Raw genomic sequence first — 18,577 nt, forward strand, 5'->3', positions numbered from 1 at the left:
GCTGGCAAGTCGACCTAGGGCCTCGAGATCACAATCGCCGCATGTCCCATCTCAACACTCGCGGGATCGATGGCCCGCATCGCTTCGCAATCGCCGATCTCGGCGATGATGCGGCCGGCGGCGGCGAGAGCCTGCTCGCGACTTCGCCAGCGCACGACATCGACCCAGCTGCCATCGTCCCGCCGCGCCAGGCAGCGGTTTACGAAACCAGGTTGCCGCGCCAGCCAGTCGGCGACCAGGTTGTTGGCGGCGGCAAAGCCCGCTTCCGCTCCAGGCTTGAGGCGAAAGGTGACGATTTCCAGGGCCTCGGTCATTTTGCGTCCAGCACGTCGCGCAATTTCGCCGCCAGCTGCTCGATGGTGAAGGGCTTGGCCAGGAAATGCACGTCATGGTCGAGCACGCCATTGTGGACGACGGCGTTCCTGGTGAAGCCGGTGGTGAAGATCACCTTCAGCTTCGGCATGCGCGCCAGCGCCTCCTCGGCGAGCTTGCGGCCATTCATCACCGGCATGACGATATCGGTGAACATGAGCGCCACACCAGGGTTGTCGCCCAGCTTTTCCAGCGCTTCCTGGCCGCTTGTGGCATGAATGACGGTGTAGCCGAGTTCGCGCATGGCATCCGTGGTGGAAGCCCGCACGCGTGGATCGTCCTCCACGACAAGGATGGTTTCGGTGACCGGCACGGCAGGATTTCCGGCTCGTTCCGAAGATATGGCGGCCTCTTCCGGGCCGAAGAAGCGCGGCAGGTAGATCCTGATCGTGGTGCCTTGGCCGGGTTCCGAGTAGATCTTGACGTGTCCGCCGGACTGTTTGACGAAGCCGAACACTTGGCTCAGCCCGAGGCCGGTGCCCTTGTCGACTGGCTTGGTGGTGAAAAATGGCTCGAAAGCCCGCTCCATGACGTCCGCCGGCATGCCGGCGCCGGTGTCGCTGACCGCGATCATTACATACTGGCCGGCTTTGACCTCGGCATGGGTGGCGGCGTAGCCCTCGTCGAGGTGGCTGTTGGCGGTCTCGATGGTCATCTTGCCGTCCTCGCCCATGGCGTCGCGCGCATTGACCGCCAGGTTGAGAATGGCATTTTCGAGCTGGCTCGGATCGGCATGGGTCTTCCACAGGCCGCCAGCCAGCACGGTTTCGATGCGGATGGTTTCGCCGAGCGCCCGCCGAAGCAGGTCCGACATGCCGGCGACCAGACGATTGGCGTCTACAACCTGAGGCGCGAGCGGCTGCTGGCGCGAGAAGGCAAGCAGCCGTGACGTCAAGTTTGCGGCCCGGGTCGCCGCATCGGTCGCCGCTTCGATGAATTTCATGATGTCGTGCTCGCCCCGCGTCAGCTTGCGCTGGGCGAGGTTCATGGCGCTGATGATCACCGCCAGCATGTTGTTGAAATCGTGGGCGATACCGCCGGTCAGCTGGCCCACAGCCTCCATCTTCTGCATCTGGCGGATCTGCGATTCGGCCTTTTCACGCGTCTGGATTTCGTTGCCGAGCTCGATGTTCTTGCGCATCAGCTCTTCCTGGGCGATGGCCACTGCGCGGAACCGGCGGCGCGAAAGGCGAACCGTGTAGGCGCCAAGCAGGAAGATCGCCAGCAGCGCCGCTATCGAGCCGATTCGCAGCCAGTTTTCGACCCGGTCGGTATGAGCGTCGCGCGCGGCGATGGCTGCGCCGCCAATGCGCCGGATCGTGTCCATGCTGGCCCGGATCTGGTCCATGGCGGCCTTGCCCTGGCCGCTGCGGACCAGTTCCAGAGCTTTTGCCGCATCGCCGCGATCGTAGAGTGCAATCGTCTCAGCCAATTCGGCCTGGTTTTGTGAAAGCGCGTCCTTGACGTGGTTGATCTGCTGCACGAGTTCGTCGTCCGGCGCGGTCATGCCGTCGATGCGGGCAAGCTGGCCCGGAATGGCGTCGACCGCCTGCCGATAAGGCTGGAGGTAGGATTTCTCGCCGGTCAGGAGATAGCCGCGCTGGCTGGTCTCGGCCTCCTGAGCCATCGCAAGCAAACCGGAAAGCAATTCCTGATACTCGACCGCCTCGCGCGCGGCCTCACGATTGGCTCTCTGGGTCTCGACCAGTACGGCGCGTGTGCCGACGATCAACGCCAGCACGGCGAAGCCGATGAACAGCGGCAGCGATTGCCACCGCATGGCGCGTCGAAGGCGAACAATCATTCGATATGCCGGACCAAAAGGAGTTTCCCGCGGGCAGCATTTGGTAAGCGGCGGCGGGGCCGAACGCAATATGCCGCGATCCTGAAGCCGGCATCCGCCGCCAGCCTTGCGAAACCGTGATCATTTGGCTAAGGAGGCGCGCATTCAGCGGCCGGCTTCTGTCGACCGCTTACTTCCCCTTTCGGTCCTGGGCCGGCTTCAGTCAAAGGCATTTCGCTTCCATGGCGCGCATCGTGATGAAATTCGGCGGAACCTCCGTCGCCGACATCGCCCGCATCCGCAATGTGGCGCGTCACGTCAAACGCGAGGTCGATGCCGGCCATGAGGTCGCTGTCGTGGTTTCGGCGATGGCGGGCAAGACCAATGAACTGGTTGGCTGGACGCGCGAAGCCTCGCCCATGCACGACGCGCGCGAGTATGACGCCGTGGTCGCCTCGGGCGAGCAGGTGACTGCCGGCCTGCTGGCGATCACACTGCAGAATATGGGCGTCCATGCCCGCTCCTGGCAGGGCTGGCAGATCCCGATCAAGACCGACAACGCGCATGGCGCGGCGCGCATCCTCGAAATTGACGGCGCGTTCCTGATCAAGCGCTTCGGCGAGGGCCAGGTGGCTGTCGTCGCCGGCTTCCAGGGCATCGGCCCGGACAACCGCATCGCCACGCTCGGCCGCGGCGGCTCCGACACAAGCGCGGTGGCCATTGCCGCGGCGGTCAAGGCCGACCGCTGCGACATCTACACCGATGTCGACGGCGTCTACACCACCGATCCGCGCATCGAGCCGAAGGCGCGGCGGCTCAACAAGATTTCGTTCGAGGAAATGCTCGAAATGGCCTCGCTCGGCGCCAAGGTCTTGCAGGTGCGCTCGGTCGAGCTTGCCATGGTGCACAGGGTGCGTACGTTCGTGCGGTCGTCCTTCGACGATCCCGATGCGCCCGGAATGGGGGATTTGCTCAATCCTCCGGGAACGCTCATTTGCGACGAGGAAGAGATCGTGGAACAGCAGGTCGTCACCGGAATTGCCTACGCCAAGGACGAAGCGCAGATTTCTCTGCGCCGCGTCGGCGACCGCCCGGGCGTTGCCGCCGGCATTTTCGGCCCGCTGGCCGAGGCCAACATCAATGTCGACATGATCGTCCAGAACATCTCCGAGGACGGCAAGTTCACCGACATGACCTTCACCGTGCCGTCCGGCGACGTGGACAAGGCGTTGGCCGTGCTGGAGCGTCTGAAGGCTTCGATCGGCTATGACGTGGTGCAGTCGGAAGCCGGCATGTCGAAGGTTTCGGTCATCGGCATCGGCATGCGCAGCCATGCCGGTGTGGCCGCCACCGCTTTCAAGGCGCTGGCCGACAAGGCGATCAACATCCGCGCCATCACTACCTCCGAGATCAAGATTTCGATACTGATTGACGGTCCCTACACGGAACTCGCGGTTCGTACTTTGCATTCCGTGTACGGTCTGGATAAGCAGTAGCGAGAGCGATTTGAGTTGTTGCGTGTGCGCCGGTCGCAGTGGAAACTGCGGCGGGCAAAATGCCCATTGGAGAAGAAGCCGCGATGCGTGATACGGCCAGCGGCCCGCGCGTTCTGCTGAAACGGCTCCGCGAGCTCATGCAGGAGCCGCTGGAGCCGCAGGAGCGGCTCGACCGGATCGTGCGCGACATCGCCTCCAACATGGTCGCCGAGGTCTGCTCGCTCTATGTGCTGCGCGCCGATTCGGTGCTCGAACTCTATGCCACCGAAGGTCTGAACCCGAACGCCGTCCATTTGGCGCAACTGCGGCTGGGGCAGGGCCTCGTCGGCACCATTGCCGCGAGCGCGCGGCCGCTCAACCTCTCCAATGCACAGGAACATCCGGCCTTCGCCTACCTGCCGGAGACGGGCGAAGAGATCTACAATTCCTTCCTCGGCGTGCCGGTACTAAGGGCAGGGCGCACGCTGGGCGTGCTGGTGGTGCAGAACAAGACCATGCGCCACTACCGCGACGACGAGGTCGAGGCGCTGGAAACGACCGCCATGGTGATCGCCGAGATGATCGCCACCGGTGATCTCGCTCGCCTGACCCGGCCCGGCCTCGAACTCGATCTGCGCCGTCCCGTCAGCTTTACCGGCCTGTCCTTCAACGAGGGCGTCGGCCTCGGCCATGTCGTGCTGCATGAGCCACGCATCGTCGTCACCAATCTGTTCAACGAGGACAGTGAGGAAGAGGTGCGCCGGCTGGAGACGTCGCTCGGTTCGCTCAGGCTTTCTATCGACGACATGCTGGAGCGGCGCGATGTCGCCTTCGAGGGCGAACATCGCGAGGTGCTCGAAGCGTATCGCATGTTTGCCAACGACCGCGGCTGGGTGCGCCGGCTGGAAGAGGCGATCCGCAACGGCCTGACGGCGGAAGCGGCGGTGGAAAAGGTGCAGAGCGACATGCGCGCCCGCATGCTGCACATGACCGATCCTTATTTGCGCGAGAGGATGAGCGACTTCGACGATCTCGCCAACCGGCTGCTGCGCCAGCTGATGGGGCGCGGGCCTGACGACGTCGCGGCGTCACTGCCGAAGGATGCCATCCTGGTCGCGCGCTCGATGGGCGCGGCCGAACTGCTCGATTATCCCAGGGACAAGCTGCGCGGCGTGGTGCTGGAAGACGGCGCTGCCACCAGCCATGTCGTCATCGTAGCGCGCGCCATGGGCATTCCGGTCGCCGGCCAGATGAAGGGCGCCGTTTCCATGGCGGAAAACGGCGATGCCATCATCGTCGACGGCGAGGAAGGCACCATCCATCTGCGGCCGCAGCCCGACCTCGAAGCTGCCTATGCCGAAAAAGTGCGCTTCCGGGCGCGCCGGCAGGAAGTCTACCGGGAACTGCGCAAGAAGCCGTCGGTGACCAAGGACGGCGTCCAGGTCGACCTGCTGATGAATGCGGGCCTGGCCGTCGACCTGCCGCAGCTGGCCGAGGCGGGTGCGGCCGGCATCGGCCTGTTCCGCACCGAATTGCAGTTCATGGTCGCCTCGACCTTCCCGCGCGCCGAGGCGCAGGAGCGGCTCTACCGGGACGTGCTGGACGCGGCGCGTGGCAAGCCGGTCACCTTCCGCACCATCGACATCGGCGGCGACAAGGTGCTGCCCTACTTCAAGGGCGCTGTCCAGGAAGAAAACCCTGCGCTCGGCTGGCGCGCGATCCGGCTGACGCTCGACCGGCCGGGTCTGCTCAGGACCCAGATCCGCGCTCTGCTGAAGGCCTGCGGCGGGCGCGAACTGAAGCTGATGCTGCCGATGGTGACCGAGCTCGGCGAAATCGCCCAGGCGCGCGAGATCATCGACCGCGAAGTGCGGCATCTCTCCCGCTTTGCCCACCATCTGCCGACCAGCCTCAAGGTGGGCGCCATGCTGGAAGTGCCGTCGCTGCTGTTCCAGCTCGACGAGTTGATGAAGGCGGTCGATTTCGTCTCGGTCGGCTCCAACGACCTGTTCCAGTTCGTCATGGCGGTCGATCGGGGGAACACGCAGCTCTCCGACCGCTTCGACACGCTGTCGACGCCGTTCCTGCGGGTTCTGAAGCAGATCGCCGACGCCGGGGTTCGCAACCACACGCCGGTGACGCTGTGCGGCGAGCTTGCCGGAAAACCCATTTCCGCCATGGCGCTGATCGGCCTCGGCTACCGCTCGATCTCGATGTCTCCAGCCTCGATCGGCCCGGTCAAGGCGATGTTGACCGAACTGCCACTGGAGGAATTGGAGGCTTTCTTTGCCGACAATCTGATGGCGCCAGCTCAAGGGCTGCCGATGCGGGCGCTGCTGCAGGCCTTCGCCGACGACCGCTCCATCCCGCTATAGCATTAGCCATGGTCAATCTTCCCCGCGAGCGTATGGATCAGGTCGTCAAGCGTTTCGAGATGCTCGAAGCGCAGATGTCGGCCGGCCCGGCGGCCGATGCCTATGTGAAGATGGCTTCCGAATATGCCGAGCTGCAGGACATGGTGGCCAAGGTCAGGGAACTGCGCTCAGTCGAGCGCGAGCAAGCCGACCTCGAGGCGATGCTTGCCGACAAGGGCACCGACGCAGAGATGCGGGCCTTGGCGGAGGCAGATTTGCCGGGCGTCGAAGCGCGTATCGAAGAGCTGCAGAAGGACATCCAGATCCTGCTGTTGCCCAAGGACGCGGCCGACGACAAGAACGCCATCCTTGAAATCCGCGCCGGCACCGGCGGCGATGAGGCGGCATTGTTCGCCGGCGACCTGTTTCGCATGTATGAGCGCTATGCCGCCGAACGCGGCTGGCGCTTCGAGACGGTGTCGGCCAGCGACGGCGATGCCGGCGGCTTCAAGGAAATCATCGCCACCATTTCCGGTAGGGGCGTCTTTGCCCATCTGAAATTCGAATCCGGCGTGCACCGCGTGCAGCGCGTGCCGGCGACCGAGGCCAGCGGGCGCATCCACACCTCGGCGGCGACGGTGGCCGTTCTGCCGGAAGCCGAAGAGGTCGACATCGACATCCGCGCCGAAGACATCCGCATCGACACGATGCGCGCCTCGGGTTCGGGTGGCCAGCACGTCAACACCACCGATTCGGCCGTGCGCATCACCCATTTGCCGACCGGTATCATGGTGGTGCAGGCGGAGAAGTCGCAGCATCAGAACCGGGCGAAAGCCATGCAGATTCTGCGTGCGCGGCTTTACGACCTCGAGCGCAGCAAGGCGGACGAGGAGCGCTCGGAGTCACGCAAATCGCAGGTTGGTTCGGGCGACCGTTCGGAGCGCATCCGCACCTACAATTTCCCGCAGGGCCGCCTTACCGACCATCGTATCAACCTGACGCTCTACAAGCTCGACCGGGTGATGATGGGCGAGCTCGATGAGGTCATCAATGCGCTGATTGCCGACCATCAGTCGAAGCTGCTCGCCGATATTGGCCTCGATGGCTGACATGTTGCCCGGCGCGCTCGGGCCGTTGTTGCGGGTGGCGCGGGAGCGGCTTGCCGCGGCCGGCCTTTCCGACTCGGCGCTGGATGCCAGGCTGATCGTCGAACATTTTTCCGGCACGGACCGGACGCAGGCGATCGCCGACCCGCAACGGACGGTCGATGCGGGTGCGGTTGCCGCAATCGGCGCTGCTCTGCAGCGCCGCATGGCCGGCGAACCGGTGCACCGCATCCTCGGGTTTCGCGAGTTTTACGGCCTGCGGCTGTCGCTGTCGCCGGAAACGCTGGAGCCGCGGCCGGACACCGAAACGCTGGTCGAGGCGATCCTGCCTTTTGCCGGAGCGACGGCCGAAAGGCTGGGGGAATGCCGTATCCTCGATCTCGGCACCGGTACCGGCGCGATAGCGCTGGCGCTGCTCAGCGCGGTTCCGGCCGCGACCGCCACCGGGGTCGATATTTCGCACGACGCGCTGGCAACCGCGATACGCAATGCCGAGCAACTTGGACTCGCCGGCCGGTTCGTGGGGCTGCAGTCCGACTGGTTCGAAAAAGTTTCGGGCCGATACCATGTAATTGCCGCAAACCCTCCCTATATACCGTCTGGAGACATTGGAAATCTGCAGGACGAGGTCCGCGATTTCGATCCGCACAGAGCCCTTGATGGCGGTGTGGACGGTCTTGGCCCCTACAGGATCATCGCCGCCGAGGCGGCAAAGTTTCTGGAAGCACAAGGCAAGATAGCGGTCGAGATCGGCCACACGCAGCGCAATGAGGTCAAAGACATATTCGCGGCAGCCGGCTACAGGCTGGCCGGGGCATTTGTCGACCTTGGCGGAAACGACAGGGTTCTTATGTTTGAACAGGGAAAGCCTTGACGCAGTGCAAAAAAGCGCTTGGCAATGCCGGGGAATGCGGCTAGGGTCCGCCCTAACCGGATGAGACGAAGCAGGCAGTGCTCTTAGCGATTCGGTTTTCCTCGGAAATAGCTGCCTTCTTGCGCAAACGACGCCCAAGCTTCGTGCGGGAATCGTCCGGCAAGTGATGTAACCGGAACAGGATGACACGTGGCGCCAACGCAATTGATGCGGGCGAACGCCGGTGAAGAAACGAAACGGCTGGCTGCATGAGCGCCTCCGTTCGTGAAACGTTTTTCGAAAATTTCAAAATGAAGAGAGTCTTATGAGGCCACAACAGCAGAACAGGCGCATGCGCGGTCGCAACAACAATGGCGGCGGCGGTGGCAACAACAATAACAACAACAACAACCGCAAGGGCCCAAATCCCCTGACGCGCAACTACGAGAGCAACGGCCCGGACGTGAAAATCCGTGGATCGGCTCAGCAGATCGCCGAAAAATACACCACTCTGGCCCGTGATGCGCAAAGCTCCGGCGACCGGGTTATGGCGGAAAATTACCTCCAGCACGCCGAGCACTACAACCGCATCATTGCCGCCGCACAGGCGCAGATGCCGATCCAGAATGCCCCGCAGAACCGCGACGAATTCGACGACGATGAAGATCGCGACGATTTTGACAATGCCGGCAGCGGCAATGGCGGCGAGACGCAAGCGCCGATGGCGAACCACGGCAACGGTCCGCAGCCGACGATTGAGGGCACGCCGGCCGAACTCGCATACGGCCAGGAAAACGGCCGCGAGAACAACAGTGGCCGTGATAATAATGGCCGTGACAATAATGGCCGCAACAACAACGGCCGCGACAACAATGGCCGTAACCGTGACCGCCGCCCCAATGGCGGCTATGGCCAGAACGACCAGCGTGGCGACTTTGCCCAGCGTGGCGAGCAGAACGGCCAGCGCGGCGACCAGCAGCGCTTCACCGAAACCCCGGCACAGGCGGAAACCGTTTCCGCCGTTGAGCCCGAAGCCGAGAGCGGTTTCTCCGAGCCGGCGCCGCTGTACGAAAACCTGTCGCCGGCGGCTCTTGCCGCCCGGGCCGAACTCAATGAGGCAGCCGCCGAGAGCGGCGCTGCCCGTCGCCCGCGGCGTCCGCGCCGCCCGCGCAACAATGCCGATCAGGTCGGTGACGAACAGTCTGGTGGTGGCAAGGTGGTGGATGGCGCCGGCGAGACCGCTGCCGCTGTTGACGTGGTTGATGCGGCGCCGGCCGAAAGCCCTGCCGGCGACCCGTTCGCCGTCGACGCCAACAACTGACCCACAAGACATAAGTCGATGAAACGGCGGAGAGAAATCTCCGCCGTTTTCGTTTGCTCGGCGATGCAATATCATCAGCCGGACGTCTTGAGCGGCAATGGCTTGCGCCCCATATCTGGCGTGAACTGGACCCGGCTCGGATGAGCGGGTCCGTCACCGCAATCTGATCCGGTGCCGCAAAGCGGGCCGGTGATGGAAGGAGACAGATATGAACCTCGAGAAATACTCCGAGCGCGTCCGCGGATTCATTCAGTCCGCCCAGACCATGGCGCTCTCGCGCAATCACCAGCAATTCACTCCCGAACATATGCTGAAGGTCCTCGTCGATGACGATGAGGGGCTGGCCGCCTCGCTGATCGAGCGCGCCGGCGGCAACGTGCGCGACGTCAAGCTTGGCGTCGAGACCGCCCTTGAGGCCATGCCCAAGGTGGAAGGCGGCAACGGCCAGCTTTATCTCGCGCAGCCGCTGGCCAAGGTGTTTTCGACCGCCGAGGAATTGGCCAAGAAAGCCGGCGACAGCTTTGTCACGGTTGAACGGCTTTTGCAGGCTCTGGCCATGGAGAAGTCGGCCAAGACGGCCGATATCCTGTCCAAGGCCGGCGTCACAGCGCAGGCGCTGAACCAGGTGATCAACGACGTCCGCAAGGGCCGTACCGCCGATTCGGCGAGCGCCGAGCAGGGCTATGACGCGCTGAAGAAATACGCGCGCGACCTTACCGCCGATGCCCGCGCCGGCAAGCTCGACCCTGTGATTGGCCGTGACGACGAGATCCGCCGCACCATCCAGGTGCTGTCGCGGCGTACCAAGAACAACCCGGTGCTGATCGGCGAGCCGGGCGTCGGCAAAACGGCGATCGCCGAAGGTCTGGCGCTGCGCATCGTCAATGGCGACGTGCCGGAATCGCTGAAGGACAAGCAGTTGATGGCGCTCGACATGGGCGCGCTGATTGCCGGCGCCAAATATCGCGGCGAGTTCGAGGAGCGGCTGAAGGCCGTGCTCAACGAAGTCACCTCGGCGGCCGGCGGCATCATCCTGTTCATCGACGAGATGCACACGCTGGTCGGCGCCGGCAAGGCCGATGGCGCCATGGACGCTTCGAACCTGTTGAAGCCGGCGCTGGCGCGCGGCGAACTGCACTGCGTCGGCGCGACCACGCTCGATGAATACAGGAAGCATGTCGAGAAGGACGCGGCCCTTGCCCGCCGGTTCCAGCCGGTCTTCGTCAACGAGCCATCGGTGGAAGATACCGTGTCGATCCTGCGTGGCCTCAAGGAGAAGTACGAGCAGCACCACAAGGTGCGCATCTCGGATTCGGCGCTGGTCGCGGCGGCGACCTTGTCCAACCGCTACATCGCCGACCGTTTCCTGCCGGACAAGGCGATCGACCTTGTCGACGAGGCCGCGTCGCGGCTGAGGATGCAGGTCGATTCCAAGCCCGAGGCGCTGGACGAGATCGATCGCCGCATCATGCAGCTCAAGATCGAGCGCGAGGCACTGAAGGTCGAGAAGGACGAGGCGTCAAAGGACCGGCTCGCGCGTCTCGAAAAGGAACTCGTCGGCCTCGAGGAGGAATCGACCGAGATCACCGCCAAATGGCAGTCGGAGAAGCAGAAGCTTGGCCTCGCCGCTGACCTCAAGAAGCAGCTCGACGCGGCCCGCAACGACCTCGCCATTGCCCAGCGCAAGGGTGAATTCCAGCGCGCCGGCGAGCTTGCCTATGGCAAGATCCCGGAACTGGAAAAGAAGCTGAAGGAAGCCGAAGCCCAGGACGGCAAGGCCGGCATGGTCGAAGAGGTGGTCACGCCCGACCACGTCGCCCATATCGTGTCGCGTTGGACCGGCATTCCAGTCGACAAGATGCTGCAGGGCGAGCGCGACAAGCTGCTGCGCATGGAAGACGAGATCGGCAAGCGAGTCGTCGGCCAGGGCGAAGCGGTACAGGCGGTGTCCAAGGCCGTGCGTCGTGCCCGGGCCGGGCTGCAGGATCCGAACCGGCCGATCGGCTCGTTCATGTTCCTCGGACCGACCGGCGTCGGCAAGACCGAACTGACCAAGGCGCTGGCCAATTTCCTGTTCGACGACGAGAGCGCCATGGTGCGCATCGACATGTCGGAATACATGGAGAAGCACTCGGTCGCCCGGCTGATCGGAGCGCCTCCCGGTTATGTCGGCTATGAGGAAGGCGGTGCGCTGACCGAAGCGGTGCGGCGCCGGCCCTATCAGGTCGTGCTGTTCGACGAGATCGAGAAGGCGCATCCGGATGTCTTCAACGTGCTGTTGCAGGTGCTCGACGACGGGCGGCTGACCGACGGGCAGGGCCGCACGGTCGACTTCCGCAACACGCTGATCGTCATGACGTCGAACCTCGGCGCCGAATATCTGGTCAATCTCGGCGAAGAGCAGGACGTCGATGCCGTGCGCGACGAGGTTATGAGCGTGGTGAGAGCCTCGTTCAGGCCGGAGTTCCTCAACCGCGTCGACGAGGTGATCCTGTTCCACCGGCTGCGCCGGCAGGATATGGGCCGCATCGTCGAGATCCAGCTCAAGCGGCTGGAAAGCCTGCTCGCCGACCGCAAGATCACACTGTCGCTCGACCAGGATTCGATCGACTGGCTGGCGGCGAAGGGCTACGACCCGGCCTATGGCGCGCGGCCGCTGAAGCGGGTGATGCAGAAGGACCTGCAAGATCCGCTGGCGGAAAAAATCCTGCTTGGCGAGATACTCGACGGCTCGACCGTCAAGGTCACCGCCGGCTCCGACCGGTTGAATTTCCGGTCCAGGCCCACTGTGGTGCCGACCGACGCGGCAGCCTGATCCAACGCCGCGCGTCCGACCGGACGCGCGGCATTTTCTTATGAAACAACAATCCTTTGATGGGGGTGCAGATGACGCTGGACGACTACAACAGCTTCTGCGCCTCGCTGCCGCAGACGACGCATGTCGTGCAGTGGGGCGGGGCCGATGTCTGGAAAGTCGGTGGCAAGGTCTTCACCATCGCCGGCCATGACCGGGAGGGTGGCGTCTTCGTCACCTTCAAATGCTCTGAAATGGCTTATGACGTGCTGAAGGATCAGCCCGGCTGCCGGCCGGCGCCCTATCTCGCCTCGCGCGGCATGAAATGGATCCAGCGTCAGACAAGCCAGAGCATGGATGATGATGCGCTGAAGGACTATCTCGGCGAAAGCCACCGCCTCGTCGTCCTCAAGCTGACGAAGCAGACGCGCAAGGAATTGGGCCTGTAGCAACCAGTAATCCGCCATCTTCATGCCCGGTTCATGTTGGAAAGCTTATGTTGTGGTTTGCTGGCGAAGGGGTTTGCCTGCAGGCTTTTGACGATCAGGGCGTTCCTTGCGCATCCAAACGGTGGCGAGAACGTTCTGGTGGGAACACTGCCGGGCGGCGGCAATTACGCATGACCCCGAAAATCGAAATTCGATTTTCGGAAAGGATCATGCGCAGACATGAAGTGTTACAGCGTCCTTTGCGCGTCCAAACGGACGCGCGGCGCTGTAAGTACCGGAGAGTTTGACCACCATGTTCCGCACGATCCTTGCCTTTTCGGTGCTCGCCGCCGGGCTGCTCACGTCCAGCGCCATGGCATCGCCGACTGTGGACAACGCACTGCCGGCCGTCCGCGCCGCCGATAGCGGCGGCATTGTGCTTGCCCAGGACGGCAATCTCGACATCTATTACGACGCCAGGGGCAACCGCGTCATCGTTGATGCCGAGACCGGCAAGGTCATCGCCATCCAGCCGCCGCAGACCAGGCTCGACCGCCGCTCGCTGCGCCGGGAAATGCGGGCACGTGAGCTTGGACGCGCACCGGTCGAAGACGACGACCGCTACTATCTCGACGATCCCGAAGACATGGCGCGTTTCCGCCGCAGGCAACTGGACGATCAGGGACGAATCCCCGGCCCGCCGGTTGATGAATACGATCCTGAAAGCGACAGATTCCTGGGGGCCGCTCCGCAGGATGATGCCAATGACAGCGACACCTATCCGGAAGCGCCGAAATCCGCTGAACCGCGGCCCGTCAAGCGCCAGCCGCTGAACGAAGCCTCTATCGATCCCGCCGAACCGGCGGCGCCCGCCGACCAGGCCGCGCTGCCGCCGAAAGCCGGTGGCAAGACCGTGGTCGATCCCTCGCTTTCACTCGGCGCACGCCAGGATGTAGCCGCCTTGCAGGTGCTGCTCGACCGCGCCGGCGCTTCACCCGGCGTCGTCGACGGGCGCTTCGGCTCCAATGTCGACAAGGCGCTTGCCGCCTATAACCAGATCACCGGCAGCAATCTGCGCTCGACCGACGCGGTCGGCATCCAGGCTGCGCTGGCGCAAACCGGTGGCGATGCTTTCGCCAATTATACGATCACGCCCGAGGACGCGGCCGGGCCTTATGTCGCCTCGATACCGGAGGATTACAGCCAGAAGGCACAGCTCGACCGCATGGCTTACACCTCCGTCACCGAAGCCTTGGCCGAACGGTTCCACATGGACGAGAACTACCTGAAGGGGCTCAATCCCGAGGCCGACTTCAGCCGTCCCGGCACCATCATCAAGGTCGCCAATTTCGGCAGGCTGGTGGCGACGCCGGTTGCCCGCATCGTCGCCGACAAGGACAAGAAGCAGGTGTTCGCCTATGACGCCGGTGGCAAGCTGGTCGCGGCCTATCCGGCCACCATTGGTTCAGCCGACACGCCCTCGCCGACCGGCACTCATACTGTGTCGCGCGTCGCGCTCGATCCGAACTACACCTACAACCCCAGCATCAATTTCAAGCAGGGCCAGAACGACAAGATCCTGACCATCCCGCCGGGTCCGAACGGCCCGGTCGGCTCGGTGTGGATCGCGCTGGACAAGCCGACCTATGGCATTCACGGCACGCCCGATCCCTCCAAGATCGGCAAGACCGAAAGCCATGGCTGCGTGCGCCTGACAAATTGGGATGCGCGTGAACTGGCCAAGCTGGTGTCGCCGGGCGTCACCGTCGAGTTCGTCGGCGGTCCCTCGGCCGATGATGTTGCGGAGCAAGTGAGCGCTCCAGCGCAGTGATATCGGCCTGCCCATAAGGCAGGCCGATATCCAAAGCTGGATTCATGAGCGCAGGGTGCTGGCTGGTTGTTGCCGGCCCGCAACAAGTCTAAGCAGACGCTCATGAAGTCTCCGAGCGAAGCCGCAGCCGTTCCCCTGACCAGGTCGCTTTCCAACGGTACATTTTGCCCGCAGTCGCAGCGCAAGTTCGTGCTGGTAGCGGCGATCCTGGCGTCAGCGCTCGGCTTCATCGACGGGTCGATCCTGGCCATTGCCATGCCGGCAATGCGCGTCGACCTCGGCGCCAGCCTGGCCGAGGTCCAGTGGATTTCCAACGCCTATGCGCTGACGCTGTCGGCGCTGATTCTGGCCGGCGGCGCCGCCGGCGACCGGTTTGGCCTCAGGCGCGCCTTCGTTGCCGGCATTGCGCTGTTCATCGTCGCTTCGCTGGCCTGCGCGGTGGCGCCGAATGCGCTGGTGCTCATCGCCTTTCGCGCCATTCAGGGCATTGGTGCGGCGATCATGGTGCCGGGCAGCCTCGCCATCATCGCCAAGGCCTATCCGAAGAAGGAGCGCGGCCGGGCGATCGGCATCTGGGCCGCCGCCTCGGCGCTGACGACTGCGCTCGGTCCGGTGCTCGGCGGCTTCGTTCTGTCGGCCTTTGGCGGCGGTATCTGGCGGGCGATCTTCGCCGTCAACCTGCCGCTCGGGCTGATCTCGATCTATCTCCTGCTGGCCAAGATTCCCGCCGACGCGCCGACGGAGAAGCGAAGCCTCGATCTCGGCGGCGCCGCTCTCGCCACGCTTGCCTTCGGGGCGCTTGCCTACGGACTGACCTCGATGAGCGCCGAAGGAAGCGGGCTGATGTCGGGGCCGAGCATCGCCGCAGGCGCCGTGCTGCTTATAATCTTCATCGTCTTCGAGCTTCGGCAGCGCGAGCCGATGATCGATCTTAAGCTGTTTCGGATTGGCGCCTTCGCCGGCGCCAACCTCGCCACCTTCTTCCTATATTTCGCGCTGTCGGCCAATCTGTTCTACCTGCCGATGCTGTTGATCGCCGGATGGGGGCTGAGCACCAAAGAGGTCGGTTTCATCTTCCTGCCGCTGTCGGCGTCGATCGCGCTGCTGTCGGGTCTCGTCGGCCAGTGGTCGGATCGCATCGGTCCGCGTTTTCCGATCGCCAGCGGCTGCCTGGTGGTCGCCATCGCCTTTGCCGGGCTGGCTTTGCTCACTCATGCCGGCATGCACAATTTCTGGACCGGTATCTTTCCGCTGATGGCGGTGATGGGGCTCGGCATGGCGCTGGTGGTGTCGCCGCTGTCGACGGCCGTCATGACCGCGGTCGAGGACAAGGATACCGGCGCCGCTTCCGGCATCAACAATGCGGTTTCGCGCATTGGCGGGCTGATTGCTGTGGCGGCGATGGGCTCGCTCGCGGCCTGGGTCTATTCGACGATGCTCGATACCAGCGTCAGGCCGGGCATTCCGGGGTTCGGAGAACCGGCATTGGCCGGCCTGGCGCCAGACCTTGATGCAACACGGCGCGCCGCCAGCGATTCGGCGTTCGCGGCCGTGTCGACAGTGACGGCCGTGCTTTGCCTGCTTGCCGCTGTTATCGCCTGGGCCACCGTTTCGGGGCAAAAGCTGCCTTGGTCACGAGCCGAAGAGAAGCAGTCGACCTGATTCGGAGCCGACCCGATTCGGGATGCTCTGATGGGGAATTATGATTCGCCGGCGTCGAGTGTGACGGCTTAAAGCGCGTCGCGCTGAAACGGATTCATACGACGCGCTTTAAGTGTTTGTTTTGAGGCATGTCGTTGTCCCAGAACCGCGGCACACTTCTGGGCGACATGCATTAGCCTTCGATCTTGGCGCTCGCGACCTTCAGCGGATTGCTGTCTTCCTGCTTGAGCAGTTCATCGATGCGCTCGCGCTCGCGCTTGAAAGCGACCAGGTCGTCGCCCTTCAGCACCTTGCCGACCGGCAGGCGCACGCGCATCGGGTCGACCTTGGTGCCGTTGACGATCAGCTCGTAGTGAAGATGCGGGCCGGTGGAGAGGCCGGTCTGACCGAGGAAGCCGATGGTCTGGCCCTGGCGGACATGAACGCCCGGTTCGATGCCTTTGGCAAAGGCGCTCTGGTGATTGTAGGAGGTCTCGTAGCCATTGGCATGGCGGATGATGATCTGTTTGCCGTAGCCGCCGGCCCAGCCGGCCTTTTCGATGGTGCCGTTGCCGGCGGCGATGATCGGCGTTCCGATCGGCGCCGCCCAGTCGACGCCGGTATGCATGCGGACATAACCGAGGATCGGATGTCGGCGGGCGCCGAAGCCGGAGCGGAATTTCCCGGCGGGCAGGGGGTTGCGCAACAGGAACTGCTCGGCGCTAGATCCGTCCTCGTCGAAATAGTCGGTCGAGCCGTCCTGCATCTGGAATCGGTAGAAATTGCGCGTCTGGCCGCCGAAGGTCGACGAGACATAGAGCAGTTCCGATTCGTCGGAGGCCTGGTCGTCGCCGTCCGGCTGCGAGAACAGCACGTCGATGCGGTCCGATGGATTGAGCCTGGACTGGAAGTCGACGCCGGAGGCCAGGAGCTTGACCAGTTGCTGGGTCAGCTTCTTCGACATGCCGTAGGAATAGGCGGCGCGGTAGATGCCGTCATAGACGTTCGGCAGATTGCCGCGCACCACCACCGGTGCCGACGAATCGTCAAACGCGGTCAGCAATTCGGGGTTCGGCTCCGGTTCCTGCGCCGGCACGTACTGGCCTCGATCGTCGAGCGCGATGGTGACGATGTGCGTTGTCTTGTCATAGACGCTGGTGCGAACGACCTTGGCGGCGTCGCCATGTACCTCGAGCCCGACCCGCAGCACGGTTCCGGCCTTCAGCGCCGGTGCGTTGAGCAGCTTACCGATCGCCTCCGCCATGCCGGTGGCGTCATCGCCCGTATAGCCCGAATCAGCGAAAGCCTCGGCAATGTCGCGGTCCCTGGTGAAGGGAATGATTTCCTCGGCGAAAGCCGGGGTCTGGTCGTCGAGCGCGACGCGCGGCGCCACCGAGACGTTTTCCGGCACGATCTTGACGTCGTAGGAGCCGGCCATCGATTCGGCGAAGGCATCGCCGAATCGCTGCGGGTCGACATAATGCAGCGAGGCGACCTGCACGGCGCCGTCGCTGAGGTCGGTGCCGGCTTCGCGCACCACTTTTTCCACCTCGTCGGCGGACAGGTCGCTTTTTTCATCGAAGGAGGCCGTCTCGACCGGGAAATCGACCGTCTTGAGGCTCATCTCGCTTTCGACCTTGGCGCCGTAGATCTGGCCGCCAACCGCGGAGGCCGTCGCCGGCTGCGCCGGCGTCGAGTCGCCATCGTCGCCGAACACCTGCATCGGGTCGAAAGGCGGATAGGCGCGGTTGGTGGTGTGGCCGGCGGCCAGCGCCATCTTGATCTGCACGAACGGCATGGTGTGGATAACGTCGCGGTCACCGACCTTGGTCACCATCGACACTTCCATGCGCCGGCGGTCCTTGGCCTTGGCGATCTGGCGCGGCGCCACCAGCCTGGTGGTCTTGGCGACCTCGCCGGAATCGCCGCCGCTTTCGAGCTGGGCCAGTTCGGCGATTTCGGGCGGGGTTGCCAACTGCTGGCGGCCGTCAAGGGCGGCAAACAACGCCACGCCCATCAGCACACTCGAGGTCACGCCGGTAAGAAAGGTGCCCGACAGCCAGCGCGCCGAAACCTCGCGCCGGTCGGGCGGGCCGCTGCGGCCATCCGCGATCAGCGGCGGCTCATTGCCGAGTTCGGCTATGACATCTTCCGTGTCTGGCATCCAGAAAGGCTGCTTCTTCCCCGGGCGGAACGGCTTTTCGCTTCTGTTGGGCCATGACATTTGCCTGTCACGGCGAGTGAAGTCAACGAAGCGGCGAAATCCCCACGCACACGCTCTGTTTTACAGCCCCTTACAGAGAGGCGACTTTATCCTCTTATAGGAGGCTCCGAACCGGTGATGCGCAGACCCCGCTTTGGCTCTTATAGGAAGGCACCTTGCGGGCCGCGCCGAGCCCTTCTTTGTTGGCCTTGGTGTCGAACGGCAATGCGGCGGCAATAGGGCTCCTTTTTGGCAACGCCAATGTTCCCTTGGGGCAGTCCGCCGGCGCCAAAACTTCTGTCGCAAAAAGTTCAAAAACATCGTCGATGACTGTTGACAGTTCTGGTTGGTGGCGACTATATACGCCTCACGAACGAGGGCGGTGCGCCGCTGGCGGCGAAGCAGTTTGCTTCTGA

The 18,577-nt window shown here is 63.8% G+C and carries 12 protein-coding genes; 9 read left to right on the top strand and 3 right to left on the bottom strand.

Annotated elements, in window-relative coordinates; genetic code table 11:
- Positions 1–14: 14 nt before the first annotated feature.
- Together NKH38_RS30500 and NKH38_RS30505 are read right to left on the bottom strand one after the other, a co-directional pair.
- Positions 15–314 (bottom strand): antibiotic biosynthesis monooxygenase family protein, encoded by a 300-nt coding sequence (locus NKH38_RS30500; protein ID WP_050588469.1) that lies wholly within the window; start codon positions 312–314, stop codon positions 15–17.
- A complete protein-coding gene (locus NKH38_RS30505) occupies positions 311–2,152 on the bottom strand; it encodes a CHASE3 domain-containing protein (protein ID WP_023731038.1) in 1,842 nt (613 codons plus the stop codon). The genes NKH38_RS30500 and NKH38_RS30505 overlap by 4 nt, the downstream gene beginning before the upstream one ends.
- A 245-nt stretch (positions 2,153–2,397) precedes the next feature.
- Between NKH38_RS30505 and NKH38_RS30510 the strand changes: the two genes are divergently transcribed.
- From NKH38_RS30510 to NKH38_RS30550, 9 genes are all read left to right on the top strand, one after another.
- On the top strand, positions 2,398–3,651 hold the full coding sequence (locus NKH38_RS30510) for an aspartate kinase (RefSeq protein WP_023672973.1): 1,254 nt from the start codon (positions 2,398–2,400) through the stop codon (positions 3,649–3,651).
- A gap of 83 nt (positions 3,652–3,734) precedes the next feature.
- The gene (gene ptsP / locus NKH38_RS30515; protein ID WP_023672972.1) at positions 3,735–6,005 is read left to right on the top strand and encodes a phosphoenolpyruvate--protein phosphotransferase; all 2,271 of its coding nucleotides are present in this window, start codon (positions 3,735–3,737) and stop codon (positions 6,003–6,005) included.
- A gap of 8 nt (positions 6,006–6,013) precedes the next feature.
- A complete protein-coding gene (prfA, locus tag NKH38_RS30520) occupies positions 6,014–7,093 on the top strand; it encodes a peptide chain release factor 1 (protein ID WP_023672971.1) in 1,080 nt (359 codons plus the stop codon).
- Entirely contained in the window at positions 7,086–7,964 is an 879-nt protein-coding gene (gene prmC / locus NKH38_RS30525; RefSeq protein WP_027050707.1) for a peptide chain release factor N(5)-glutamine methyltransferase, read from the top strand. The genes prfA and prmC overlap by 8 nt, the downstream gene beginning before the upstream one ends.
- Positions 7,965–8,268: 304 nt before the next feature.
- A complete protein-coding gene (locus NKH38_RS30530) occupies positions 8,269–9,264 on the top strand; it encodes a DUF4167 domain-containing protein (protein WP_352765157.1) in 996 nt (331 codons plus the stop codon).
- A 208-nt stretch (positions 9,265–9,472) separates the two neighbouring features.
- Positions 9,473–12,079, top strand: coding sequence for an ATP-dependent chaperone ClpB (gene clpB, locus NKH38_RS30535; RefSeq protein ID WP_023672968.1), 2,607 nt, complete (start codon positions 9,473–9,475; stop codon positions 12,077–12,079).
- 71 nt (positions 12,080–12,150) lie between these two features.
- On the top strand, positions 12,151–12,507 hold the full coding sequence (locus tag NKH38_RS30540) for an MmcQ/YjbR family DNA-binding protein (RefSeq protein ID WP_023685771.1): 357 nt from the start codon (positions 12,151–12,153) through the stop codon (positions 12,505–12,507).
- Between the two features lie 292 nt (positions 12,508–12,799).
- Complete coding sequence (locus NKH38_RS30545; protein WP_352765160.1) at positions 12,800–14,317, top strand: L,D-transpeptidase family protein; 1,518 nt, start codon at positions 12,800–12,802, stop codon at positions 14,315–14,317.
- Positions 14,318–14,419: 102 nt separating this feature from the next.
- Positions 14,420–15,979, top strand: a complete 1,560-nt coding sequence (locus tag NKH38_RS30550) for an MFS transporter (RefSeq protein ID WP_352762685.1) — start codon at positions 14,420–14,422, stop codon at positions 15,977–15,979.
- Positions 15,980–16,151: 172 nt separating this feature from the next.
- Here the strand turns inward: NKH38_RS30550 and NKH38_RS30555 are convergent, their stop codons facing one another.
- Positions 16,152–18,122: a M23 family metallopeptidase gene (locus NKH38_RS30555; RefSeq protein ID WP_023686664.1), complete on the bottom strand. Its 1,971-nt coding sequence runs from the start codon at positions 18,120–18,122 to the stop codon at positions 16,152–16,154.
- Between the last annotated feature and the right edge of the window lie 455 nt (positions 18,123–18,577).

This window comes from Mesorhizobium sp. M1078, from assembly GCF_040318615.1.
Classification (GTDB): domain Bacteria; phylum Pseudomonadota; class Alphaproteobacteria; order Rhizobiales; family Rhizobiaceae; genus Mesorhizobium.